The sequence below is a fragment of the Haladaptatus sp. QDMS2 genome (assembly GCF_029338295.1).
GTDB lineage: Archaea > Halobacteriota > Halobacteria > Halobacteriales > Halococcaceae > QDMS2.
In genome coordinates, this window is record NZ_CP119791.1 from 423,790 (window position 1) to 446,516 (window position 22,727).

General features: G+C 62.6%; 29 protein-coding genes. 10 read left to right on the forward strand and 19 right to left on the reverse strand.

The window, feature by feature from the left end; translation table 11 throughout:
- Nucleotides 1-68 precede the first annotated feature (68 nt).
- Nucleotides 69-518, forward strand: a complete 450-nt coding sequence (locus P1M51_RS02140; RefSeq protein WP_276246544.1) for a pyridoxamine 5'-phosphate oxidase family protein — start codon at nt 69-71, stop codon at nt 516-518.
- Here P1M51_RS02140 and P1M51_RS02145 read toward each other — a convergent pair.
- A complete protein-coding gene (locus tag P1M51_RS02145; protein ID WP_276246545.1) occupies nt 515-1,333 on the reverse strand; it encodes an aldo/keto reductase in 819 nt (272 codons plus the stop codon). The two genes, P1M51_RS02140 and P1M51_RS02145, sit on opposite strands and share 4 nt — an antisense overlap.
- A 101-nt stretch (nt 1,334-1,434) precedes the next feature.
- Between P1M51_RS02145 and P1M51_RS02150 the strand changes: the two genes are divergently transcribed.
- A complete protein-coding gene (locus P1M51_RS02150; protein ID WP_276246546.1) occupies nt 1,435-1,752 on the forward strand; it encodes a cupin domain-containing protein in 318 nt (105 codons plus the stop codon).
- Here P1M51_RS02150 and P1M51_RS02155 read toward each other — a convergent pair.
- Nucleotides 1,749-2,447, reverse strand: coding sequence for a 5-formyltetrahydrofolate cyclo-ligase (locus P1M51_RS02155; RefSeq protein ID WP_276246547.1), 699 nt, complete (start codon nt 2,445-2,447; stop codon nt 1,749-1,751). The two genes, P1M51_RS02150 and P1M51_RS02155, sit on opposite strands and share 4 nt — an antisense overlap.
- 45 nt (nt 2,448-2,492) lie before the next feature.
- Complete coding sequence (locus tag P1M51_RS02160; RefSeq protein ID WP_276246548.1) at nt 2,493-2,975, reverse strand: SRPBCC family protein; 483 nt, start codon at nt 2,973-2,975, stop codon at nt 2,493-2,495.
- A 144-nt stretch (nt 2,976-3,119) separates the two neighbouring features.
- Here P1M51_RS02160 and P1M51_RS02165 point away from each other — a divergent pair, with 144 nt between their 5' ends.
- On the forward strand, nt 3,120-3,569 hold the full coding sequence (locus P1M51_RS02165; RefSeq protein ID WP_276246549.1) for a DUF6884 domain-containing protein: 450 nt from the start codon (nt 3,120-3,122) through the stop codon (nt 3,567-3,569).
- 5 nt (nt 3,570-3,574) lie between these two features.
- Here the strand turns inward: P1M51_RS02165 and P1M51_RS02170 are convergent, their stop codons facing one another.
- The 3 genes from P1M51_RS02170 to P1M51_RS02180 all read right to left on the reverse strand — a co-directional run bounded on the left by P1M51_RS02170 (nt 3,575) and on the right by P1M51_RS02180 (nt 5,252).
- Nucleotides 3,575-4,219 carry a molybdenum cofactor biosynthesis protein B gene (locus tag P1M51_RS02170; protein WP_276246550.1) on the reverse strand — a complete coding sequence of 215 codons (645 nt, stop codon included), beginning with the start codon at nt 4,217-4,219 and terminating at the stop codon, nt 3,575-3,577.
- A 51-nt stretch (nt 4,220-4,270) separates the two neighbouring features.
- A complete protein-coding gene (locus P1M51_RS02175) occupies nt 4,271-4,717 on the reverse strand; it encodes an ester cyclase (RefSeq protein ID WP_276246551.1) in 447 nt (148 codons plus the stop codon).
- Between the two features lie 88 nt (nt 4,718-4,805).
- On the reverse strand, nt 4,806-5,252 hold the full coding sequence (locus P1M51_RS02180) for an ester cyclase (protein ID WP_276246552.1): 447 nt from the start codon (nt 5,250-5,252) through the stop codon (nt 4,806-4,808).
- Nucleotides 5,253-5,389: 137 nt separating this feature from the next.
- Here P1M51_RS02180 and P1M51_RS02185 point away from each other — a divergent pair, with 137 nt between their 5' ends.
- A complete protein-coding gene (locus tag P1M51_RS02185) occupies nt 5,390-6,433 on the forward strand; it encodes a zinc-binding dehydrogenase (RefSeq protein WP_276246553.1) in 1,044 nt (347 codons plus the stop codon).
- Entirely contained in the window at nt 6,433-6,717 is a 285-nt protein-coding gene (locus P1M51_RS02190) for a hypothetical protein (RefSeq protein ID WP_276246554.1), read from the forward strand. Before P1M51_RS02185 ends, P1M51_RS02190 begins: the two co-directional genes overlap by 1 nt.
- On the opposite strand, the gene P1M51_RS02195 is transcribed toward P1M51_RS02190, so the two are convergent.
- Nucleotides 6,718-8,301 (reverse strand): acetolactate synthase large subunit, encoded by a 1,584-nt coding sequence (locus P1M51_RS02195; RefSeq protein WP_276274807.1) that lies wholly within the window; start codon nt 8,299-8,301, stop codon nt 6,718-6,720.
- Nucleotides 8,302-8,400: 99 nt separating this feature from the next.
- Between P1M51_RS02195 and P1M51_RS02200 the strand changes: the two genes are divergently transcribed.
- Complete coding sequence (locus tag P1M51_RS02200; protein WP_276246556.1) at nt 8,401-8,514, forward strand: rubrerythrin-like domain-containing protein; 114 nt, start codon at nt 8,401-8,403, stop codon at nt 8,512-8,514.
- Nucleotides 8,515-8,545: 31 nt separating this feature from the next.
- Here P1M51_RS02200 and P1M51_RS02205 read toward each other — a convergent pair whose 3' ends face one another.
- The 5 genes from P1M51_RS02205 to P1M51_RS02225 all read right to left on the reverse strand — a co-directional run bounded on the left by P1M51_RS02205 (nt 8,546) and on the right by P1M51_RS02225 (nt 13,503).
- Nucleotides 8,546-9,943 carry an NAD-dependent succinate-semialdehyde dehydrogenase gene (locus P1M51_RS02205; protein WP_276246557.1) on the reverse strand — a complete coding sequence of 466 codons (1,398 nt, stop codon included), beginning with the start codon at nt 9,941-9,943 and terminating at the stop codon, nt 8,546-8,548.
- A gap of 56 nt (nt 9,944-9,999) precedes the next feature.
- Nucleotides 10,000-10,701 carry an SDR family NAD(P)-dependent oxidoreductase gene (locus P1M51_RS02210; protein WP_276246558.1) on the reverse strand — a complete coding sequence of 234 codons (702 nt, stop codon included), beginning with the start codon at nt 10,699-10,701 and terminating at the stop codon, nt 10,000-10,002.
- A gap of 172 nt (nt 10,702-10,873) precedes the next feature.
- Nucleotides 10,874-11,467 (reverse strand): NUDIX domain-containing protein, encoded by a 594-nt coding sequence (locus P1M51_RS02215; RefSeq protein WP_276246559.1) that lies wholly within the window; start codon nt 11,465-11,467, stop codon nt 10,874-10,876.
- A 23-nt stretch (nt 11,468-11,490) separates the two neighbouring features.
- The gene (locus tag P1M51_RS02220; RefSeq protein ID WP_276246560.1) at nt 11,491-12,423 is read right to left on the reverse strand and encodes a diacylglycerol kinase family protein; all 933 of its coding nucleotides are present in this window, start codon (nt 12,421-12,423) and stop codon (nt 11,491-11,493) included.
- Nucleotides 12,424-12,606: 183 nt separating this feature from the next.
- On the reverse strand, nt 12,607-13,503 hold the full coding sequence (locus P1M51_RS02225) for a diacylglycerol kinase family protein (protein ID WP_276246561.1): 897 nt from the start codon (nt 13,501-13,503) through the stop codon (nt 12,607-12,609).
- 54 nt (nt 13,504-13,557) lie between these two features.
- Here P1M51_RS02225 and P1M51_RS02230 point away from each other — a divergent pair, with 54 nt between their 5' ends.
- Nucleotides 13,558-14,265, forward strand: a complete 708-nt coding sequence (locus tag P1M51_RS02230) for a CehA/McbA family metallohydrolase (protein WP_276246562.1) — start codon at nt 13,558-13,560, stop codon at nt 14,263-14,265.
- Here the strand turns inward: P1M51_RS02230 and P1M51_RS02235 are convergent.
- Complete coding sequence (locus tag P1M51_RS02235; protein ID WP_276246563.1) at nt 14,262-14,675, reverse strand: Lrp/AsnC family transcriptional regulator; 414 nt, start codon at nt 14,673-14,675, stop codon at nt 14,262-14,264. The genes P1M51_RS02230 and P1M51_RS02235 overlap by 4 nt on opposite strands.
- Nucleotides 14,676-14,779: 104 nt before the next feature.
- On the opposite strand from P1M51_RS02235, the gene carA reads away from it, so the two are divergent.
- Together carA and P1M51_RS02245 are read left to right on the forward strand one after the other, a co-directional pair.
- On the forward strand, nt 14,780-15,850 hold the full coding sequence (gene carA, locus P1M51_RS02240) for a glutamine-hydrolyzing carbamoyl-phosphate synthase small subunit (RefSeq protein ID WP_276246564.1): 1,071 nt from the start codon (nt 14,780-14,782) through the stop codon (nt 15,848-15,850).
- A 105-nt stretch (nt 15,851-15,955) separates the two neighbouring features.
- A complete protein-coding gene (locus P1M51_RS02245) occupies nt 15,956-16,867 on the forward strand; it encodes a prenyltransferase (protein WP_276246565.1) in 912 nt (303 codons plus the stop codon).
- On the opposite strand, the gene P1M51_RS02250 is transcribed toward P1M51_RS02245, so the two are convergent.
- The 4 genes from P1M51_RS02250 to P1M51_RS02265 form a co-directional block, all read right to left on the reverse strand.
- Nucleotides 16,861-17,571 carry a DUF547 domain-containing protein gene (locus P1M51_RS02250; protein ID WP_276246566.1) on the reverse strand — a complete coding sequence of 237 codons (711 nt, stop codon included), beginning with the start codon at nt 17,569-17,571 and terminating at the stop codon, nt 16,861-16,863. The two genes, P1M51_RS02245 and P1M51_RS02250, sit on opposite strands and share 7 nt — an antisense overlap.
- A gap of 40 nt (nt 17,572-17,611) precedes the next feature.
- Complete coding sequence (gene carB / locus P1M51_RS02255; protein ID WP_276274808.1) at nt 17,612-20,698, reverse strand: carbamoyl-phosphate synthase large subunit; 3,087 nt, start codon at nt 20,696-20,698, stop codon at nt 17,612-17,614.
- Between the two features lie 134 nt (nt 20,699-20,832).
- Complete coding sequence (locus tag P1M51_RS02260; protein ID WP_276246568.1) at nt 20,833-21,060, reverse strand: hypothetical protein; 228 nt, start codon at nt 21,058-21,060, stop codon at nt 20,833-20,835.
- Nucleotides 21,061-21,156: 96 nt separating this feature from the next.
- Entirely contained in the window at nt 21,157-21,687 is a 531-nt protein-coding gene (locus tag P1M51_RS02265) for a DUF5815 family protein (RefSeq protein WP_276246569.1), read from the reverse strand.
- A 91-nt stretch (nt 21,688-21,778) separates the two neighbouring features.
- On the opposite strand from P1M51_RS02265, the gene P1M51_RS02270 reads away from it, so the two are divergent.
- The gene (locus tag P1M51_RS02270; RefSeq protein WP_276246570.1) at nt 21,779-22,045 is read left to right on the forward strand and encodes a hypothetical protein; all 267 of its coding nucleotides are present in this window, start codon (nt 21,779-21,781) and stop codon (nt 22,043-22,045) included.
- A gap of 4 nt (nt 22,046-22,049) precedes the next feature.
- Here the strand turns inward: P1M51_RS02270 and P1M51_RS02275 are convergent, their stop codons facing one another.
- Both P1M51_RS02275 and P1M51_RS02280 read right to left on the reverse strand, forming a co-directional pair.
- The gene (locus P1M51_RS02275; protein WP_276246571.1) at nt 22,050-22,241 is read right to left on the reverse strand and encodes a hypothetical protein; all 192 of its coding nucleotides are present in this window, start codon (nt 22,239-22,241) and stop codon (nt 22,050-22,052) included.
- A gap of 38 nt (nt 22,242-22,279) precedes the next feature.
- On the reverse strand, nt 22,280-22,687 hold the full coding sequence (locus P1M51_RS02280; protein WP_369685077.1) for a hypothetical protein: 408 nt from the start codon (nt 22,685-22,687) through the stop codon (nt 22,280-22,282).
- Between the last annotated feature and the right edge of the window lie 40 nt (nt 22,688-22,727).

Below are 22,727 nucleotides of genomic sequence, written 5' to 3' on the forward strand. Positions count from 1 at the left end.
CGCCGAGGGCGTTTCGCCCGACGGGTCGGTTTATTCCGTCCGAGCGCGAATACGGAGTGGGGAGTAGCATGTCATCTGAAGAATTCATCGAACAGGGTGGGACGATGACCGACACTGAGATTGACTTTTTCCTGCGCAGCCAGGGCTACGGTGTCCTCTCGCTGGCCGCCGGCGACGAGGCTTACGGCGTGCCCGTCTCGTTTGGGTACGACGGCGACCACCTGTACTTCATGTTCCTGCAACTGGGGCCGGAATCGCAGAAACTTTCGTACGCGTCGCGGACGCACACGGCGAGTTTCCTCGCCTATCAGGTCAACTCGAAATTCGACTGGCAGAGCGCAATCGTCACCGGGACGCTCCGAGAGATCCGTGACGACGAGGTGACCCACGCTCGCGACACGATGGAGCAAAACGCCTGGCATCCGAGCCTGTTCTCCGAGGCCGACCCGATGGGCGGCCCCTACGGGTACGTCCTCGACATCGAGTCGAAATCCGGACGGAAGGGGCAGGACGCCTAACCCGCGAGGAACCCACGCAGGGTTCCGGAAACCGTCTTCGCCGTGGAGGGGCGGCCAATGCGTTCCATCTCGTGGTCGGTGAGTTTGAAGTCGAATACCTCGAGGTTATCCTTCAGGTGAGGATACGACGACGCCTTCGGAATGGCGACGACGTTGTCCTGCTGGATGAGCCACCGCAGGGCGACCTGTGCCGCCGATTTCTTGTAGCGAAGCCCGATGCCAGAGAGCGTGCTGTCGGTGAGCAGGCCCCCGTGCAGGAACGGGCTGTACGCCGTCAGCACGACGTCGTGAATCTGGCAGTACTCGACCAGCGCCTGTTTTCGGTCGAACGGCGTGTAGCGCACCTGATTCGTCAGGATGGGTTCGAGCGATTCGTCACGGGCGGCCATGAGCTGGGCCTGACTGAAGTTGCTCACTCCGATGTGGTGGACGACGCCCTCTTCCACGAGGTCGTTCATCGCGTCGAGGGTTTCGCGCAGGGGAACCAGCGGGTTCGGCCGGTGGATGAGCAAGCAGTCTACGTACTCGGTATTCAACCGGGCGAGGCTCGCGTAGGTCGATTCTTTCACCTTCTGCTCACTCAGATTCGTCGGCGAGAGTTTCGTGACGAGGAAGACGTCCTCGCGGTCCACGGTCGAATTGTTGATGGCCGCGCCAACCTGTCGCTCGTTTCGGTAGTTCTGTGCAGTGTCCATGTGCCGATAGCCGAGGTCCAGCGCCGTCTCGACCACCCGACGGCAGGCGGTTCCGCGCAGTTGCCACGTTCCAAGCCCAATCTTCGGGACCGCTGCCCCCTGTGCCACCACGTATTCCATGTCCTGAGACACGCTGCCCACGGACGTAACCGCTTTTTCGTCCAAACGGAGTGTCACGCACACGCGAACGAACTAAGAACCGTCCGGCCCTTGCGTCGGGTATGTCACTCGACCGATTCACGAAACCCGAACCCGACGTGGGCGAAGTCCAGACCGAGGAACTCGTCGTCTCCGACGACGCGCTCGTCAAACTGTTCGCCCTCGGCCCCGGTGCGGAACTGAAACCACACCCACACGATTCGTCCTCGAACGTCTTTCACATTCTCGAAGGCACGATAACCGTGATTCAGGACGACGAAGAAGAGGAAATCGAGGCTCCCGGCGTCGTTTTCCACGACCGGGGCGTTCTCCACGGCGCGCGAAACGAGACGGACGAACCAGTCTACTTCACGGCCACGCTCGCGCCGTTCCCGAGCTAACGGAATCGCTGGAGGACGGGAATCTCTTCAATGCGGTCTGCAGAGAGCAGGCCCCAGTCGATACCCGCGGGTTTCCGCCCGTGCTCGGGGCGAATCTCCCGCTCAGGAGTCACGATGAGGTCCATGGACACGTCGTGGGCACCGACTTCGACGGCCTCGTCGACGATTTGGCGTTCGTGAACCGTCGTGACGACGGGCGTGTCGTCGTCCACGAGTCCGAGTTCGCGGAGGATGGCGTACTCCAGGTCGCTGTACCCCTCGCCCTTCCCGATTCGTGCGCCCGTCTCGGTGACGGCGACGCTTCCGGAGACGATGAGGCCGATACCGTCGATTTCGTCGGGGCTGACCTGCGTGCCGTACTCGTCCATGTGCGAGATGGCGGCGGCGCGGTCGGTATCCTCGATGGTCGCCGGATCGAGGCGGACGAAACACTGCTCGTCGCGCAGGCGCGGGACGGCCATGTAGACGAGTTTCCCCTCGGCGAGTGCCCGCCGCCGGACGGGGAGCTGTGGTGAGTCGGGGTTCGCCTTGATGACCGTCGCGTCCTGCCACTCGGAGGTTTCAGCGAGTCGGTCTGCCGCCTCGCGTGCGCCGTCGAAGTTCGGAATCCGCCCGTGTGGCGGAAACGGAAATCGAGCGATTCCCTCTGCTTCGAGGGCGTCCCAGACGCGCTCGCGGAGGGCCTGTTTGTCCATGCACGTCTTTCCGCCGTCACCGCAAAAACAGTTGGCAGTCGGCGGTCAAGGCGCGTCCGTCGTCGTTTCCGCCTCGTATCCCTGCTCAGCCATCCGCTTCAGATTCGCGAGCGTGTCGGCTAAACCGCGTTTCATCGACCGATTGACGAACAGGGCTTCGACGATGCGCCCGACTGGGCGAATCCGGGGCAGGAATTCGTATTCGATGGACTGGTGGACGCGGGTGGCATCACCGACTGGTTCGAAAGTGGCCGTAAGCACCGGTTGCATCACGCCGAGGTCGCCTTCGTGGACCTGTCGGGTCGGCCGGTCGAACGCGGTTATCACCCACTCGCTTTCGTCTTTTATCGGGCCGACACCACCGTACTCGCGGTAGATGGTCCCCTTACCGACGGGGCCGTCACTGACGTAGGTGACTCGGTCTGTGAACGCCGCGGACAGTTCCGCATAGCGGTCCACGTCACTGTATACCTCCCAGACGTACGCAGGCGGGGCCTGAACAGTCGTCGATGCTTCTACCCGTGCCATAGTAAATAGTACGTTGGGGCAGACGATATCGTTTGTGAGGTATTCACACGCAATGTAGTAGAATCGGCTGAAATATCTCCGGAGAGTGACTGTTTGGGCAGTCACAGGCTAGATTTTTACTACTCGCTCCCGATGGATTAAAACATGGCATCCATTGCGATTGTCCATGGGGGTGCAGCACAGCGGGGTGGGACTCGGTCTGCGTGCGACCAGTATACGGCAGACCACTTTCAGACGTGCCGCGAGTACGCAGAGGCAACCTGCGACTCGTGGGTCATTGTCTCGGCGAAACACGGGGTTATCCACCCGAACAGGCAGATACAGAGCTACGACGTCACCCGCGCGGATTTCGACCCGTTCGAGGAGATGCAGTGGGTAAAGCGCATCCAGCGTCAACTCGGTGACGTGCTGTTCGACCAGTACACCAGTCCGCAGTTCTCGCGCGTCGTCGTGTTGACCGACGACTACCACACCGCGGCACTCGACCCGGTGTTCAAACAGGCGACGGGTCGCGGAGTCGCCGTCGAAAAACCGTTCGAAGGTCGCTACGACGAACCGGTAGAATCGGTGCTCAAACAGCCGGTTCCCCGGTAGCGAACCTACGCGTCTCTTTTTGCGAGGCCAGCGAGGTGGCCCACTTCCGGGACGATGACTTCGTTCGCGCCGAGACATGCGGCGTTCTCGCTTCCTGGCAGGGCGAACACGGGGACTCCGTCGGCGATACCTGCGGCTGCGCGGGTTCCGACGACGCGGGTGCCGATCTCGTCGAACGAGAGCCGTCGGAACAGTTCGCCGAAGCCAGGGAGTTCCTTCTCCATCAGCGGCGAGATAGCCTCGATTGTCACGTCGTCGGGCGTCACACCAGTCCCGCCGGTGGTCACCACGACGTTCACGTCGTCGCGGCCGACGAGGCGGTCTACGGTCTGTTGAATCCCATCGAAGTTGTCGTCGATGAGTTCGCGGGTGGCGACGGTGTGCCCTGCGCCTTCGAACGCCTCGGCTATCGCGTCACCCGCGGGGTCGTCGTCGAGCGACCGAGTGGTGGACACGGTGACGATGGCGACGCCGACCGTCTCTACGTCGTGGTGGTGGTGACCGTGTTTGTGGTCGTCATGGCCGTGCGTGTGGGCGTCGTGTCCATGTTCGTGGTCGTCGTGACCGTGCTCGTGGTCGTGGCCGTGTCCGTCGTGGTGTGATTCGTAGTCGTGTCCGTGTCCCGTGTCGGCGTTCTTCTGCTCGGCCATGGCTGGGTCTACTCGTCTCGGTACAAAAACTATCGGGGCAAAAAGTGGCGATTAGCTCCCCGTCTCGTCCGGGATGGCGCCCATCTGGCGCATCATCCCCAGCACGTCGAAGTTGGTCCAGACCTCTGTGACCTGTCCGTCTACGATACGGTCGATTTCGATACCCGTTACCTCGACGTGGTTGCCGGAGGCCGGAACGCCGGCGAGCTCGCCGTCGTGGGTACCGACTGCCTTCCAGCGCGTGGCCACCATGTCCCCTTCGGAGACGATGTCTTCGATGGTCACATTGAGGTCGGAGAACGCCTCACGGTACTGTTTTACGTTCTTTGTGAACCCTTCGCGTCCGTGAATCGATTCCGGTTCTGTCGGATTGTGTTCGACGTACGATTCTGCGATAATCTCGTCGACGACGCTGTAATCACCCGTGTTCAGCGTGTTCCACAGTTTTTGGACAATCTCTTCGTTCGATGCCGCTGGGCGCGTTGCTTTGCTTGCCATTTCCCTCACCCAGTACATGCTAGGTCGTTTCAGGCGATAGACTCGTATGCGTGATTCTGTGGACGTCAAAAAAGGCTGAACTTCTCCGTCAGCTCCCCATCTCGTCTGGAAGTGCCCCCATCTGTTGGAGCATGCCGAGACTGTCGAACTGGTTCCACGCCTCGACGACCTTGCCGTCCTCGAAGCGGTCGATTTCGATGCCCGAAATTTCGACGGGCTTGTTCGTCGGCGCGATTCCGCGCAGGTCACCCGTGTGCTTCGCGTTGAGGCGCCATCGAAGGGCTACTTCGTCGCCTGCGGCGAAGATGTCCTCGATCGTCAGGTCGATGTCGGAGAACGCTGCTCGCATCTCCTCTATGTTCGCGCGGAAGCCGTCGCGGCCGCGAATCGGTTCTGACTCGAAGGCGCTGTGTTCGACGTAGTCGTCTGCGACGTACTGGTCTACGAGGCTGTAATCGCCGTACGTTCCCGTTTCCCAGAGTGCTCGCACGATGTCGGCGTTCGATTCGAGTGGGCGTGTCGCTTTACTTGCCATTTCCTTCACCCAGAGAAACGTATGCGTCGTCAGGAAATATCGTGGTATGCTATCCCACGATGACTGTCCGTAGACCCGACCTGTCATCGCTTTCCGCAGACCGTACTGTTTTGCCCCCCCGCGTGCCTTGCTGTCACATGAAGGCGGTACACTTCGACGAACACGGCGACCGCGACGTACTGCAGTATGGCGAACTCCCGGACCCCGACCCGGCCCGCGACGAAGTCATCGTAGAAATGCGGGCAGGTGCACTCAACTTCCTCGACGTGTGGACACGACGGGGCCTTCCCGGCCTCGACCTCGAGATGCCCCACATCCCCGGCAGCGACGGCGCGGGCATCGTTCATGCGGTGGGCGAGGACGTGGCCAGATTCGAACCGGGCGACCGCGTCGCGGTCACGGCGGGTCTCTCCTGTGGCGTCTGTGAGTTCTGTCGCGATGGCGACCCCTCGCTGTGTGAGGACTTTGGCGTCCTCGGCGAGCACACCCGTGGCGTCCACAGCGAACTCGCCGCCGTGCCCGCGGAGAATCTCGTCCCCGTCCCCGAACACGTCTCGTGGGAAGTCGCGGCGGCCGCCCCGCTCGTCTTCCAGACAGCGTGGCGAATGCTCATCACGCGCGCCGAACTCGAACCCGGCGAGAAAGTGCTCGTACTCGGGGCCAGCGGCGGGGTGGGTCACGCCGCGATTCAGATTGCGAAATACGCCGGTGCGGAGGTGTTCGCCACCGCTTCCAGTTCCCAGAAACTCGAACTCGCCGCAGAGTGTGGCGCAGACCACGTCCTCAACTACGAGGAGACGGACTACGCAAGCGAAATCTACGAACTCACCGACAAGCGTGGCGTGGACGTCATCGTCGACCACGTCGGCGGCCCGACGTGGCAGGATTCGATAAAGAGCCTCGCGAAAAACGGCCGCCTCGTCACCTGTGGAGCCACCCTCGGACGCCACCCGCAGACGGACTTAAATCGCATCTTCTGGAACCAACTGCAGATTCTCGGGTCGTCGATGGGGACGCCCGGGGAAGCCGACGACGTACTCCCGCTCGTCTGGGACGGCACCTTCCGCCCGCACATCCGCGAGGTGCTGCCGATGAGTGAGGTCAAACGCGCCCACGAGATGCTCGAAAATCGCGATGGATTTGGGAAGGTTGTAGTCGTTCCGGACTCCCAGTACAATTGATGGCCGACGACCGCTACGTCCACGACCCAGCGGCGTTCGACAGCGAGGACGAAACCGCCAGCCAGCAGGCCGAAGACAGGGATTTCAGCTGGCGAGGCTGGATTCTCGTGGGCGTCGTCGTCGTCTCGTTTCTCGTCATTCCGGGGCTGATTCTCCTCTTACCAGCGGCCGAAGACTTCGTCGTGAGCCTCGGCCTCTCCTACCGCGACACCTACCTGTTTCTCCCGCTCATCCCGGCGTTCCTGCTCGGGACGCTCGCCGTCTGGGCGACGACTCGTCCCTGACTACCGGGAGTAAGGCACTTCCACGAGTGCCATATCGTCGGACGGAACCACTCGTTCGAGTGTCTCTTCGAGTTCGTCCCACGTCGCCGGTCGATAGGCGTCGATGCCGAAACTCTCCGCGAACCTGACGAAGTCGGGATTCGTGAGGTGCGTGCCGAAGGAATTGCCCGTGTGTTCTCGCTGTTTTCGCGAGATGAGGCCGTAGTCGTTGTCGTTGAACAGCAGTATCGTAAACCCACAGTCGAGTCGCGTCGCTGTCTCGATTTCTGCGGCGTTCATCAGGAAGCCGCCGTCGCCCGTCGCGGCGACGACGTTCGAATCGACGGCGAGGTCTGCTGCTACCGCGCCGGGAACGGCGATGCCCATGGTCGCGAGGCCGTTCGAGATGATGGTCGTGTTCGGTTCGTAGGCGGGGAAGTTCTGTGCGATGACCATCTTGTGGTGGCCCACGTCCGAGATGAGCACGTCCGCCGGGTCCATCGCTTCGCGGAGGTACGGGAGGGCTCCCGCCACGCTGAACCCGTCGTCTGCGGCTGGTTTCGTGAGCACCTCGTCGATGATTGCCGCCCGTTCTGCTGCGTACCAGTCGTCGTCCGTCGAACAGGTGTCGAGATGGTCTCCGAGCGCGCGCAGGCCGGCTGTGATGTCACAGACGAGTTCTACGTCCGGATTGTAGTGTTCGTACACCTCCGCCGGTTCGTGGTCGAGGTGGACCACCGCCTTGTCGAGACTGTGATTCCACTTCTCCGGGTCGTGTTCCGCGATGTCGTAGCCGATGGCGAGGATGGCGTCCGCCCGCTCGATGACGGCGTGGGCCTCGTCGTTCGACCCCGAGTCGAGGGTCATGAGCGAGTGGTCGTCGTCGTCAGAAATCGCCCCCTTCCCCATGTAGGTGGCGACGACTGGAGCGTTCGTCTTGGCGACGATTTGCTGGAGGACGTCCCCGGCGTGCGTGCGCACGGCTCCGTTGCCGGCGAGAATGAGCGGTCTGTCGGTTCCACAGAGCAGTTCAGCCGCGCGCTCGACAGATGCTGCGTCCGGGTCGGGCCGCCGGATTCGCTCGCGCTGTTCGAGGGGCGTCGCATCCGTGGCCTCCCCCGCGACGTCCTCGGGGAACTCGAGGTGGGTCGCGCCGGGTTTCTGATACTCGGCGAGTTTGAACGCCTTGCGAACCGACTCGTTCACGATTTCTGGTTCACCTATCTGCGTGTTCCACTTCACGACGGGTTCGAACATGTGAACGATGTCGAGCGCCTGATGACTCTCCTTGTGGAGGCGCTCGCGCCCGCCCTGCCCCGTAATCGCGACGAGCGGACTCTTATCGAGGTGGGCGTCTGCGACCCCCGTGAGGAGGTTCGTCGCCCCCGGGCCGAGCGTCCCCATGCAGACGCCCGCGTGGCCGGTTAGTCGGCCGTGGACGTCGGCCATGAACGCTGCGCCCTGTTCGTGGCGCACTGGGATGAACTCGATCGACGAATCCGCGAGCGAGAACAGGACGTCTTCGAGTTCTTCCCCCGGCAGGCCGAACACGTACTCCACACCCTCTACCGCGAGACACTCGACGAGCAAGTCGGAGGCCTTCATGAGTCGTTATTCACATCACTGCGCCATCATTCCACCGGCTGGGAGAGTCTGCCCGTAGTCTACGAATAATTATTACCTCAAACTGAGTTATGTTACCACATGGCACAAACATTTGAGTGTATGGACTGTGGTCACCGCATGGAGGCCACCACACGCACGCCGTGTCCCGAGTGTGGCGGCGTCATGCAGAACCTCGCGGTTCGCCGCGAGTAAATTTTGGTCGGTTTCCCGACCGCTTTTTCGACTATTCGGAGAGTGAAATCTCCGCGTCGCCGTCTGCGTCCTGAATCCACATCGTCTTGCGGTTGACGAATTCGAGGATGCCGTCCCGCGAGAGTTCGCGCCCGTAGCCGGAGTCTTTGACGCCGCCGAAGGGGATACGCGGGTCGGATTTTACGAGTTCGTTCACGAAGACGCACCCGGCCTCGATGCGGTGGCCAACGCGTTCGCCGCGTTCGAGGTCACTCGTCCAGACGCTCGCGCCGAGACCGAGGTTCGTGTCGTTGGCCACGCGAATGGCTTCTGCCTCGTCTCCGACTTTGAATACAGACGCGACGGGGCCGAACACCTCTTCCTCGGCCGCGGGCGACCCGTCGGGCACGTCGGTCAACACCGTCGGTGGGTAGTAGAAGCCGTCACGGTCCATCGGCTCACCGCCGAGTTCGACGGTCGCCCCGGCCTCGACGCTCTCTGTGACCTGCTCGTGGAGGTCCTCCATGAGTCCCTCACGCGCCTGCGGGCCGATGTCGGTATCCTCGTCCATCGGGTCGCCGATGGTGAGCGATTCGAGTTCCGCTTTGAATTTCTCCATGAACTCGTCGTAGACGGCTTCGTGAACGATGAACCGTTTCGCCGCGATACACGACTGTCCCGAGTTGATGGTACGCGCACGCGCGCCGACCTTCGCGGCGGTGTCCACGTCCGCGTCGTCGAGGACGACGAACGGGTCGCTCCCGCCGAGTTCGAGCACTGTCTTCTTCAAATTCTTGCCCGCGTTCTCGGCCACCGACCGGCCGGCGGCCTCGCTCCCGGTGAGCGTGACGGCCGTGATTCGCTCGTCTGCGATGATGTCCGCGACCTGGTCCGACCCGACGAGCAGCGTCTGGAAGACGCCCTCGGGGTAGCCTGCCTTGCGGAACACGTTCTCAATGGCCTGTGCGCATTCGGGGACGTTCGAGGCGTGTTTGAGCAGCCCGACGTTCCCGCTGGTCAGGTGCGGGGCGGCAAACCGGAACACCTGCCAGAACGGGAAGTTCCACGGCATCACTGCGAGGACCGCCCCGAGCGGCTCGTAGGAGACTTTCGACCGGGCGTGGGGTTCGCTGCCGATGACTTCGTCCTGGAGGTGTTCGCCCGCGTGTTCTGCGTAGTAGTCACAGACCCACGCGCACTTTTCGACCTCGGAGACGGCGGCCGTAATCGGTTTGCCCATCTCCCGGGTCATCATCTCTGCGTACTCCTGTTTGTTCTCCCGGAGCACCTCCGCGGCGTTTGCGAGCAACTGCTGGCGTTCGAGGATGGGGACGTCACGCCAGTCGTCGAACGCTTCCTGCGCGTTGTCGAGGGCTTCGTCGACCACGTCGTCCGTGTCCTCGGAAATCGGTTCGAGTGCTTCGCCAGTGGCCGGGTTGACGCGCTGCATACGTCACGATAGGGCAAACAGACGGGTAACTTTGATGGCGAACGAAGGTTCCGAAACTACCAGTCGATGACTCGACGCGACCGCCAGAACCGCCCAGAGGGGCCGCCGGGGGCGAACCGCGCCAGCCACGCCGGGGTGTCTGCGCCCTCCGCGACGCTGCGCGAGGCCCCCGGCCCGCCCATGTCGGTGCGCACCCATCCGGGACAGACGGCGTTGGCCATCAACCCGCGACGGTTGTACTCGCCGTGGAGGTACGCTGAGAGCCCGTTAATCCCGGCTTTCGAGATGCGGTACGGGCCATATCCACCAGACATGCCCTCGCCGAGTGCGCCCATCCCAGACGAGACGTTGACGATGCGCGGCCCCTCGGTTTCGAGCAACAGTGGGAGCGTGGCGCGAGCGACCAGCACAGCACCCCGAAGGTTCACCGAGAGCGTCTCGTCGATGGTCTCAATCGACTGCTCGTGAAGCGGCCTTCCCGTTCCAACCACGCCGGCGTTGTTCACGAGAATATCGAGTTTCCCGTGCTCGTCTCGAATTCGCTCTGCAGCCGCCTGAATCTGGTCGTCTGCGGTCACGTCGAGCAGAATTGGGTGCTGGTCTGGCGCATCTACGTCGGCCACGTCCCGCGCCCCGGCGTAGACGGTCGCGTCGTGACTTGCGAGCACCGCCGCTACCTCCTCGCCGATGCCGCGGCTCGCCCCCGTCACGAGTGCGACCTGTCCGTCGAGTGAATCGTAGAGTTCGACGCCGTCCATGGCTGTGAGAGGCGCGGAAGCGAGAAAAGGCTGTGGCGGAGGCGGCGCTGTTGAATGTTAGTAAACGTCGATTGCAGAACCGTCTTCGTGCGAGCACGGAGTGCTCGCAACCCTTTTTCGGGCGCGTTTTTCGCGCGAGCGTTTATGGCTCGCGCCCAAAAAGGTGCAGGTGCTAGTTGAAGTCCCGCCGCATCGCAATCTCGAACCACGGGCAGAGACGGAGCTGGCGGTAGAATCGTGGGTTCTCGTGCAGGTACTCGTAGGGGACCCACATCAGGCCGGCCACTTCCTCGTCGTTCACGTCGAGGCTTTTGTCTTGGAGGGTGCACTTGAGCACCGAGCAGACTTCCCATTCGAGACCCTCGTTCTCGTAGTAGCGTTTGTATTCGAACTTGTCCGTGACCCGGAGGTCGTCGTACTGGTCGGGCGTGATGCCGAGTTCCTCTTCTAAGCGTTCGCGGGTGGCTTCTTCCTGGGTCTGGCCCTCGACGGGGTGGGAGGCGACGGTGCCGTCCCAGTAGGTGTCCCAGAGGCGCTTGTTGAAGGCGCGCTGTGCGAGCAGAATGTTGCCGTCGCCGTCGAAGACGAGCGCGGTGAACGCGCGGTGTCGGATGCCGTCGCCGGTGTGAGCATCGAGACGGTTTACGAGTTCGAGTTCGGTGTCGTCCTCGTCCACTGCGATAACGTCCTGCATCGCGTTTTTGTGGAGTTCACCCGTAGACTCGCCCTCCGCCTCAGATTCGGCCGCAGATTTCGTCGTACTCATGCTGATACAGACAACGACCCCTTTCAAACACCCTTCGGATTCGGTCGGGTGCCCCACTCCTCCGGGTTGGGGTCGTAGGTCGGCCCGACGTGGAATCGCATCTCGCCGCGGCGACTGCGCGCGGACAGTTTGTTCAGTTTCAGCATCTCTCCGTCCAGACTGAAGTGGACCGGGTCGCCCTCGTGGGTCAGGCGCAGTTGGGGAACTTTGATGCGCGTCAGATGGGAGGCTCCGCGCTGGAGCAGGCGGTCTGCGGCCCCGCGGGTCAGGTAATTCAGCGTCGGCGCGCGCTTGATGATGACGACGTTCATCAGGCCGTCTTCCATGTTTGCCTGTTTGACCTGCTCGCCGGGGAACCGCCGGCCGTTGCCGATGAGAATCATGATTGCTTCCCCCGACCAGAGCACGTCGCCGCCCTCGCTCGCTCGCACGTCGATTTTCAGGCCGTCGAAACTCTGGGTCTTCTCCAGCGTGTTCAGGACGTACGCCATCACGCCGAGGCGTCGCTTCTGCTGGGGCGTGGTCGCGGCGCTCGCCTCCGCCGTGACGCCGGCGACACAGGAGTTAATGAACGGGCGCTCCTCCGCCCACCCGAGGTCGAGGCTGCGGACGTTCTTGCTATCCAGCACCTCGAAGGCGTGCGGGACGCTCTTGATGCCGATGTTGTCCGCAAAATCGTTCCCTGTCCCTGCTGGAACCACTCCCATCTCCACGTCGGAGAGGGCGTTCGCTTCGTCTACCCCTCGAACCACTTCGTTCAGCGTGCCGTCCCCGCCGCAGGCGACGACCATGTCGGCCTCCTCTGCGGCCTCCTTTGCGAGGGTGTGTGTCTCACCTTTCTTCGTGCTGTTCCACACCTCGTACCCCCGTTGCTCCCCGATTTCTGCGGCGCGTTTGCTGCGCTTTCGGTCGCCGCTGTTGGGGTTTCGGACGATGATTCGCCGCGCGTCGCTCATGGGCAGACATTGGACGCGGAGGTGATAGGTTTACTCCCGGAATCGCCGGACGATTCGGTACGCGACGTAGCAAAGTGAGAGGGTGACGGCCAGTGCGAGAATTGCGATGAATTTCATTTTGGGGGCAATTGCGAGGGTGACCATACGCGCACCTCGTCGTCGGTAAAAAAACCGAATTCCGTCCTACGCGTCTTCTGGAACCGGTTTGTACCCCTCGCCGACGAACACCGAGAGCGCCTGTGGCAGCGTCTCGATTGTCAGGCGGTCGGTTTCGAGCATCTCGCCATCCAGACTGAAGTGGCCAGTCCCATCTAGCACTGAGACCGTGAGCGATTTCGTCTTCAGGCGGTGGATGTGGTCTGTCTCGCCGCCGAAGAAGCGCGAAATCGCCGCCTCGCCCATCAGTTCGGCCGTCGGTCGTTCCTCGGCTATCGTCACGTCGAGCAGGCCGTCTTCGACGTTCGCCTGCGTCCCCCCGCTCGCGGGGAACCGGCGGGCGTTCCCGATGAGTGCGACGACCGCTTCGCCCGCCCACGAGTCGGCTACTTCGTGGTCTGTCTCGATGACGAGGCGCATTCCCTCGAACGAGTTGATCGTCTGGAACGTCGTGAACACGTAGGCGAGGACGCCGTACTTCGCTTTCATCTCGGGTGTGGTGTTCGCGCTCGCTTCGGCGGTCAGGCCGAATACGCAGGAGTTCACGAACGGGCGGCCGTTCGCGAGGGCGAGGTCGATTTTGCGGGCCTCGCCGCGCTCGATCACGTCGAAGGCGGTTTCGATATCCGTAATCCCAATTTGCCCGGCGAAGTTGTTCCCCGTCCCACAGGGAATCACGGCGAGTGTGGTGTCTTCGAGGGCGTCGGCTTCGTAGAGGCCGGCGACGACTTCGTTGACCGAACCGTCGCCGCCGCAGGCAGCGACGATTTCTGCGTCGGGGCCGAGCGTGCGGGCGAATTCTTTGGTGTCGCCTTCCTCATCAGTTTCGTAGAGATCGAAGCCGTGCTGGTCGGCGAGTTTTCGGATTTGGGCGACGTGGTTCCCACTCCCGCTGTTCGGGTTGCAGATAAGTACGCGGGACATTGACCGCTATCACGCGCCAGAAGACAAAAGGGCTGTTGGCCCTACGAGAAAGGTGTGTACGCCATCGACCTCCACTCTCATACCCGATTCTTTCACGGTCATCGTAATCTCGGCGATGCCTTCGACCCGATTGGGGTTCGCCTGCTCACGAAGGCGGCCTCGATGCGAGGGCTCGACGCGGTGGCGACGACGAACCACGACTACTACACGCCGTTCGACACGGGGTCGGTGGACATCCTCCCTGGCATCGAAGTCTCTTCTTCTCAGGGACACATCCTTGTCGTCGGGCCAGACCCGCCGATGGAGACGATTCCCGGGGAACTCACACCCGAGCAGGTCGTCGATATCGCCCACGAACGCGGCTGTGCGGCCATCATCGCCCACCCCTACCGCAACAGCACGGTCCGTGACGTGAAAGCGGACTTCGACGCCATCGAAATCAATGGCAAACATCCCCGAACCCACGAGTGGGTGCGTCGCCTCGCGCGCAAACGTGATCTCCCGCTGGTCGGTGGCTCGGACGCACACTATCCTATCGAAGTTGGCCGCGCGTACACGAAAGTCGATGTGGAAGAACCGACGCCAGAGAACATCGTCGCGGCCATTCGTGATGGCCGGGTCGAACCCCACGTCTCTATCAATTTCATCAACCGACTCGCCCACCGAGGGTACAAACTCACGCACGGCGCGAAGGGCTGGATGACGCCCCCCGACGCTTCCTCGCCCGGCATCGGCGACCCGCCACAGGAATCCGACAACTAGCCGAGGCGCTCGTCGAGAATCAGTCTCGTTTTCGTCCGCACGACTTCGTCCATCTCGCGGGCCTGTGTGATGAGTTCGTTTACCCCCTGCGTGTCTGCGGCGTCCACGATGAGGACGATGTCCTCCTCGCCGGACACCTGCCAGACGAAGTCGACCTCCTCCCATTCGGCCATCTTGTCCGTCACCGTGCGCGTGTCCACGTCCACGGCAACGCGCACCTCAATCATGGCCTTGATGTTCCCCGTCCGGGTGGTGACGGTGAATCGCTCTATCACCCCGTCTGCGAGCATCCGCTCGACCCGATTTCTGACGGTTCCTTCGGAGGTACCCACCTTCGAGGCGATCTCCGTGTAGGGCGTCCGGGCGTCGTGTCGCAGGATGCTCAGTATCTCTCGGTCAAGCGCGTCCATCGTGAGATTAGCACCTACACCGTGGCAACACTTGACGATTACGAAATTCGTAGCGATTCTACGAAAGTAACACTTATGGTGGGGGCTTTCGTACGCATCTCGTAATGTCGGACGCCTACGTGGCACTGGAGGGCGGTCGCGTCGTTGAGGCGCGGTCGCGTGCTCCTGGACAAGCCCGCGGGGAACTGGTTTTCACAACAGCCTATACCGGTTACGAGGAGAGCCTCACGGACCCCTCTTACGAGGAACAGGTCCTGACGTTCTCGTACCCACTCATCGGTAACTATGGCGTCCGAGCGGAGCGATTCGAGTCCGACCGGGTCCACCCTCGCGCCGTCGTCGCCCGTGAGTTGACCGACGACGTCGCCGAGTGGCTCGCCACCGAAGGCGTGCCCGCGGTGGACCACATCGACACACGCGACCTCGTCATCACTATCCGTGAAGGCGGGGCAATCAAGTGTGGCATCTCCGCCGGACCCGACGCCTCCCCGGAGAAAGCACTCGAAGCACTCGACGAGTGCAAGGGGATGAGCGAACACACTGACATCGGCGCGCAGGTGAGCGTTACCGAACCGAAAGTCGTGAACGCAGACGGCGACGGCCCCTCGGTCGCACTCGTCGACTGTGGCGCGAAGGGGAGCATCATCGACTCGCTCGCAGAACGCGACGCGAAAGTCACGGTGCTGCCCTACGACGCGACGCCGGAAGACGTGACCGCGGTGGACCCGGACATCCTGTTCATCTCGAACGGGCCGGGCGACCCGGCGAACTTCACGGACGCCCAGGCGCTCGTCACCGAGTTCGTGGGCGACCTGCCAATCGCCGGCATCTGCCTCGGCCAGCAGGTCGTCGCGGGCGCGCTCGGCGGCACGACCGAGAAGATGGCCTTCGGCCACCGCGGCGTGAACCAGCCGGTGCTCGACCTCGAGACGAAGCAGGTCGTCATGACCACGCAGAACCACGGCTACACGGTCGCAGACCCCGGTGACACCCTAGACGTGACGCAGATTAACGTGAACGACGACACGCCTGAGGGACTCGAAAACGAGGAACTCGACATCCTCACCCGGCAGTATCACCCAGAGGCCCACCCTGGCCCACACGACACGCTCGGCTTCTTCGACGACGTGCTCGCGATGGCGAAGTCAACACGTCGCCTCGTCACCTGCGACTGAGCTGAACATTCTTTCCGTTTTTCGCCGTACTGAGTGCCAACACTCTCGAATTTTGGAGATTCCGAGATTCGAAGGCGATATTTACCCGTACACAGTTCCCCCGATATGGACCGCGCTCCGTCTACCATCGCGTGGGCCGTCCTCGCGATGAGCCGTCCCTCCCACCTCTTGCTCGTGGCGTGGGTGTACGCCCTCGGCGTAGCCATCGCGTACGCGAGCGGCGCGGCGTACGACCCGCGCACGCTCGTCGCTGGCCTCGCCGCCCTCCTCCCCGCCGCCGCGAGCATCCACTACGTAAACGAGTACGCAGACCACGAGACGGATGCGCTGACGACGCGTACCCCGTTCTCGGGCGGAAGCGGAGCGCTTCCGAGAACTGGCCTCACGCCGAAGCTCGCGTTGTCTCTCGCCCTCGGGACGCTCCTCGTCGGCGTGGTGGTCACTGGCTACCTCTACACCGAGGAGTTCCTCTCGCGGCCCGCCGTCGGCCTGCTCGCTCTCGGGGCCCTCCTCGGGTGGGCGTACTCGCTCCCGCCGGTCGCGCTCGCGTGGCGCGGCCTCGGCGAACTCGACACCGCCGTCGTGGGCGGCCTCGTGCTCCCGCAGTACGGCGTCGCCGTCGCCGCGGGTGGCCTGAGCCGCACGGCGCTGCTCGCCACGGTCCCGTTTTCCATCCTCGTCTTCGTAAACCTGCTCGCCGTCATGTGGCCCGACCGCGAGGCGGACGCCGAGGTCGGCAAGCGCACGCTCGCCACGCGCCTCTCACCGCGGTGGCTGCGACGCCTCTATCTCGGCGGCGTGCTCGCGACGTTCGTGGCGCTCGCGGCGTTCACGGGCGGCGTCCTCCCGCGACCCGTCGCGCTCGCAAGTTACGCCATCGTTCCGCTGCTCGCCTGGGGGGCCAGCACGTACACGAAAACGGAAAATCCACTCCCGACGGTGCTCGCGATGGTGGTCCTCGCCGTCGCCCAGGGCCTCGCCTGGTTCCACGTCGCGGGCTTCTACCTCATCTACTGAGACTGTTCTGAGAAGTTGTTGCGCGCCATCGTCCAGTCCCAGTCGCTGTACTGCAACCGAGGCCGGTCGGTTCTCGGAACGACGCCGAATTTGTGCAGGAGGTCGTAGATGCCCGCCTTTCCGCCGAAGTCGCCGCGAAACCACAGCATGACGCGCGGGATGCGGGCGAAGCCCTTCTCTGGGTAGTGGCGGACCTCCATTTCGAGGGAGTGAGCCGTCGCCCGGTCCAGCGCTTCGTCTACTGTTTCGGGGTCGTAGCTTCGTATCGGCGGACAACTCTTCGCCCCACAATTCAACGCGAAGTGGATTCGCGGGTCGCGTGCGTCGAGTCGGTGTCGTTTCTCGAAGCCACTCGCAAACGGGTTGGGAATGTATCCGAGACCGTACTTCGTCTGTGAGCGCCGGAGAATCCCGTGTTCGACGTCGTCCAGGGTGAGGCTTTCGCCAGCCACGCAGAACGTCTCGGTGCCGAAGAACGCCCTTCGATTTTCGAAGGTCGCTGGCGTTTCTCGAAGCCAGCACTGGACGATGGCGTTGTAGACGTTCAGCCAGAATGCGAGTTTGTGGTCGTCGTCGGCTAGGCGCTCGTCCAGCGTGGTTCCAGAGAGCGCACAGAGGGCCTCGCGGTATCGACCGCGGGCGTCGCCACTCTTTACGGCTTCGAGAAACTGCTGTGAGAGGACGATGGGGTCCGTGGCGACCATCACTGCCCGTAGGTCGCCGGGCCTTTTCTACGTTGGGCGGTTATTCGCCCCAGTTGCGCACCTGCTTTGGGCGCTTCTCGACGGCGTCTACGTCGAGTGGGTCGTCGCGGGCCGCGAGCGCTTCGAGCACGGCGTTCGCGCTCTCTGCGGTGGAGTAGTACGGCACGTCTTCGGTGACGGCCTGCTGGAGCGTCGCCACGTCGTCTGAGATGACGAGGTCGACCTCGCCGTTGCGAATCGCGGCAGGCGCGTCGTCGAACTCGGCCACGTCGTAGAAGGCGTCGAAGCCGTCTACGTCGAGGTCACAGACGACGGTCCCGCTCTCGGGGAGTTCCTGTCCGGCGGCGGACTGGGCCTTCTCGTAGGCCTTCGGGAACGAGCGCGCAGAGCCCATCACTTCGCCGGTCGATTTCATCTCCGGACCGAGCCGTGGGTCGCTTCCTTCGAGGCGGTCGAATGGGAGGACGACCTCTTTCACGCTCACGTGCTCTGGCACCTGCTCTTCGACGCCGAGTTCCGGGAGCGAGCTCCCGGCCATCACCTTCGCCGCGAGCTTCGCGATTGGGACGCCCGTCGCCTTCGAGACGAACGGGACGGTGCGCGAAGAGCGTGGGTTCGCTTCGAGGACGTACACCTCGCCGTCTTTGACGGCCAACTGGACGTTGAGCAGGCCTATCGTTTCGAGAGCGCGCGCAATGTCCGTCGTCACCTCGCGGACGCGCTTCAGGAGGTCGGTATCGAGCGAGCGCGGCGGAATCATACACGCGGAGTCGCCGGAGTGGACTCCCGCCGTCTCGATGTGTTCCATGATGCCGCCGATGAGGACGTTTTCGCCGTCTGCGACGGCGTCCACGTCGAGTTCCACTGCGCCATCGAGGAACTGGTCTACGAGAATCGGCTGGTCCGGACTCACGCGGACGGCCTCCTCGATGTAGGTCTTCAGTTCCTCGTCGTCGTAGACGATTTCCATCGCGCGGCCGCCGAGCACGTAGCTCGGACGGACGAGCACCGGATAGCCCAGGTCGCGAGCGAGGTCGAGCGCCTCCGCCTCAGAGCGCGCCGTGCCACCCTCTGGCTGGGCGATGTCGAGGTCGTCCATGAGCGCGTTGAAGCGGTCGCGGTTCTCCGCTAAGTCCATCGCGTCGATGGAGGTGCCGAGAATCTGACAGTCTAAGCCACGACGTTCGAGTTCTTCCTCCAGTGGGTGACCGACGTTGACGGAGGTCTGGCCACCGAATTGGACCATCACGCCGTCCGCGTTGGTGCGTTCGACGATATCCGCAATCTCCTCTGCGGTAATCGGTTCGAAGAACAGGCCGTCAGAGGTGTCGTAGTCCGTGCTCACCGTCTCCGGGTTGTTGTTCACGACGTGGGCGTCGATACCCATCTCGCGCAGCGCGCGGACGGCGTGAACCGCACAGTAGTCGAACTCGACGCCCTGCCCGATGCGGATGGGGCCGCCGCCGACCACGACGACGCTCTCTACGTCCTCGTCTACTTGCACCTCGTTGTGGCGCATCGAACTGATTGGGTCGCGAGCGGAGTAGTAGTACGGCGTGCTCGCGGCGAACTCACCCGCGCAGGTGTCCACCTGTTTGTAGGTGCGTTCTGGGGCGACGGTTTCGACTTCGTCTACGCCGACACCCGCAATCTGTGCGACCTGTGCGTTCGTGTAGCCGGCCTGTGCGGCCTTCGCGAAGTCGCCATTCTGGGCGGCGACGGTGGCCTCTGCGATGCGTTCGAAGCGTTCTACGTACCACTCGCGGATGCCCGTGAATTCACAGATTTGCTCGGTTGTGTAGCCCCGCTCGAACGCCTCGAAGATGGCGAACGGGCGGTCGGGAGACGGGGCGATGAGGTAGTCGGTTTCGAGTTCGTCGTCTGAAACCTCGGCCCAGTCTGCGCTCGGTTCGTACTCGGTCGAGCGAAGCGCCTTGAGGAAGCTCTCCTCGAAGGTGCGCCCGATGGCCATTGCCTCGCCCGTCGACTTCATCGCCGTGCTGAGCGTGAAGTCCACCTCGGGGAACTTGTCCTTGGGCCAGCGCGGAATCTTCGTGACGACGTAGTCGATTGCCGGTTCGAAGGCGGCAGTCGTCTCGCCGGTGATTTCGTTCTCGATTTCGTGGAGGCGCTTGCCGAGGGCGACCTTCGCGGTCACGCGGGCAATCGGGTAGCCCGTTGCCTTCGAGGCGAGCGCGGAGGAGCGCGAGACGCGCGGGTTCACTTCGACGACGCGGTACTCCCCGCCGGGCGTGCCGTCGTCGTGCCACGCGAACTGGATATTACAGCCACCCTGAATGCCGAGTTCGCGGATGACGTCCAGGGCCGCGGTGCGCATCTCCTGGTGGCCTTCGTCGGGGATGACCTGACTCGGGGTGACGACGATGGACTCGCCGGTGTGGATGCCCATCGGGTCTAAGTTCTCCATGTTACAGATGATGATACAGGAGTCGTCCGCGTCGCGCATCACTTCGTATTCGAGTTCGATCCAGCCGGCGATAGACTCGGTAATGAGCACCTCGTTGTTGCGCGAGAGGCGCAGGCCCTTGCGCGTGCGCTCTCTCAGTTCGTCCATCTCGGAGACGACGCCCGACCCGCTCCCACCGAGGGTGTAGGTCGTGCGCATGATGACGGGGAGGCCCCCGACCGCATCGACGGCGGCTTCGAGTTGGTCGATGTCGTCGATGGTCTCAGAGCGCGGCACTGGTTGCCCAATCGACTCCATGCGCTGTCTGAACAGGTCGCGGTCCTCGGTCGCGTAAATCGTGTCGAGGGGTGTCCCCATGATTTCGACGTCGTACTCCTCTAAGACGCCTTCCTCTGCGAGTTCTGCGGTGACGTTGAGTCCGGTCTGTCCGCCAAGCCCGGCGATGACGCCGTCGGGGCGCTCCTTGCGGATAATCTCGGTGATGGCGTCAGTGGTAATCGGTTCTAAGTACACTGCGTCTGCCATCTCCGGGTCGGTCATGATGGTTGCCGGGTTGGAGTTAACCAGAACAACTCGGGCTCCTTCTTCCTGTAGCGCGCGACAGGCCTGTGCGCCGGAGTAGTCGAACTCCGCTGCCTGTCCAATCTGAATTGGCCCACTCCCGATCAAAAGAATCGTCCGGTCGGCTCCGTCGGTCATTGGTTATTCGGGCCAAGTCCGTACATCGTAATAAGTCCGACGATAAATTACGAATCCCGAAGCCAAATTTCGAATTTCGAACTATACGGTTGCGATGGTCGCCACTCTCCGTGTTCCGCCGTCTCAGGGTTCATTCAGGCGAGATCCGAGAGGCGATAGCGATAGGGCTGGCCCTCGATGACCTCGATGTCACCTCGCTGGGCGCGCCGGCCGAGCACCGTCGCGACCCTGTGGGCACTCTCTATTTCTTCGCCGTGGTCCGCGAGTATCGCACAAATTTCCTTCGCCGTCAGTGGTCCCTCAGGCTCCACCTCAGCCAGCACTGCGCGAATTCGCTCGAAGTCACCCCCCTCTGGTTGCATACGTCAGAATACGGGTTCTTCATACAAAATTGCTAGTCACACCGGTAGTGAAACCGATACGACTTATCATCTGTCAAAAATAGGAGGAAATAAACGTCAAACCGGCTGGTCGGTCGCCGAGTGGAAGTCGCGTTGGCTGCGATACTCCTCGACAAATTCGGCCACGTCGAACGAGAGCATCTGTTCTTCGAACTCGCTCATCGCAGAATCGTCTTCTGCGTGGCTCACGGCGTGTTCCATGAGTTCGATGATGAGTTCGACCACGATTTCGTGGAGGCGTCTGTCGTCGAAGTGGCTCACCCAGAGCATCGAACAGCCCAACTGGCCGTCGTTCGAGACGTCCTTGCTCACGACCTTCTTGGGGAACTCCTCTTTGACGATGCCCATCATGTGGAGCGTGCCGAACTCCGCCCCGGAGGCGGTGTCGATGGTCTCCTGTAGGACCGCTTCGAGGAACTCGGGGACGAATCGACCAAGCGGGTGGACGTCCATCACGATGGCGTGAACCTCGCCGCAGTCGCAGGTAAACTCACGCATCCCCATGTCGAATTGGCGAACGTCCACCGACTCGCCACAGGCGAGCGTGAGGCTGGCGTCCCGGCTTCCGGGCACGCGCGGTTCTGACATGGGCGTTCGTTGGACTTTGGGACTTTTAAACGCCGCGGGTGCGAGTTGCCTCACCCGAAACTATTTGTTTGCTGATAGCATCGACCACGGCATGCTCGGGGTGCGCAACCTGGTTGCGAAAACGACACACCGATGCTCGCTCTTTCTGGACGAACACTGGGCGTTCAAGTACTACGTCGTCCCAATCGTGCTGATGGCGAGTGTCCTGTTCGCCCTCGCGCTGGGTGCATCCAGGCTCACCTCGGCTCAGAGTCTCGAACTAGTGGCCGCGTTTCTGGTCGTCTGCTTCGCTGTCGCGGCAAGCGGGGTGCTTCTCGAAAAGGGACTTTCCTGGGTCGGAACGCGAAGACAACGATGACGACTCACGAACCGGCGTAAAAGCGCACCAGCCCGCACGCGGGGCAGACGTAACAACCGACGTACTTTCCTTTTAACTGGAGGACGTTGCCGAGGATGCCACCGTCCGTGTCCACGCGGATGCCGTCACCCTCGTAACTCGTTCTGTGCTCCGACTTCTCCATCGCCACGTCGCAGTCGGGATAGGTGCGAGCCATCGCCTTCGACTTTCGAAATCGCGGGAATACGTCTTCTGTCAGGGCCAGTCGTCGCGGACTGGTTCTTCTGTCTCCGCTTCCGGCTCGTCTTTCGCGAGCGGCCACCCGGCGGCCTCTGCGGCATCTTCGACGTGGAGGAACTCCCACTCTAAGCTCTCGGCGAGTGCTCGGTCCTCGTCGTTCGTGCTGACGAAGACGTGGCGCGGGGTGTCGAACTGGCGTTTTACGTTTTCCAGACTCTCTTCTTTCCCGCGTGGTCCCGAGAAGAAGTCCTGGCGGATGCGGTTCTTGCGCGTGAAATTCGTCACGACGTACGTCGGTTTCTCGGAGACGACGCCCACGTACTTGCTCCAGGTCCGAGCGTCGGCGAACGCCTCCGATGGCGCAGCGAGCTCTTTCAAGGCTTCGAGCTCGAACGCGAGTGTCATCTCACCGTCGGTACTCATATTCTGCATTCAGACAGCGCGGGCGAAAACGGCTTCGGTT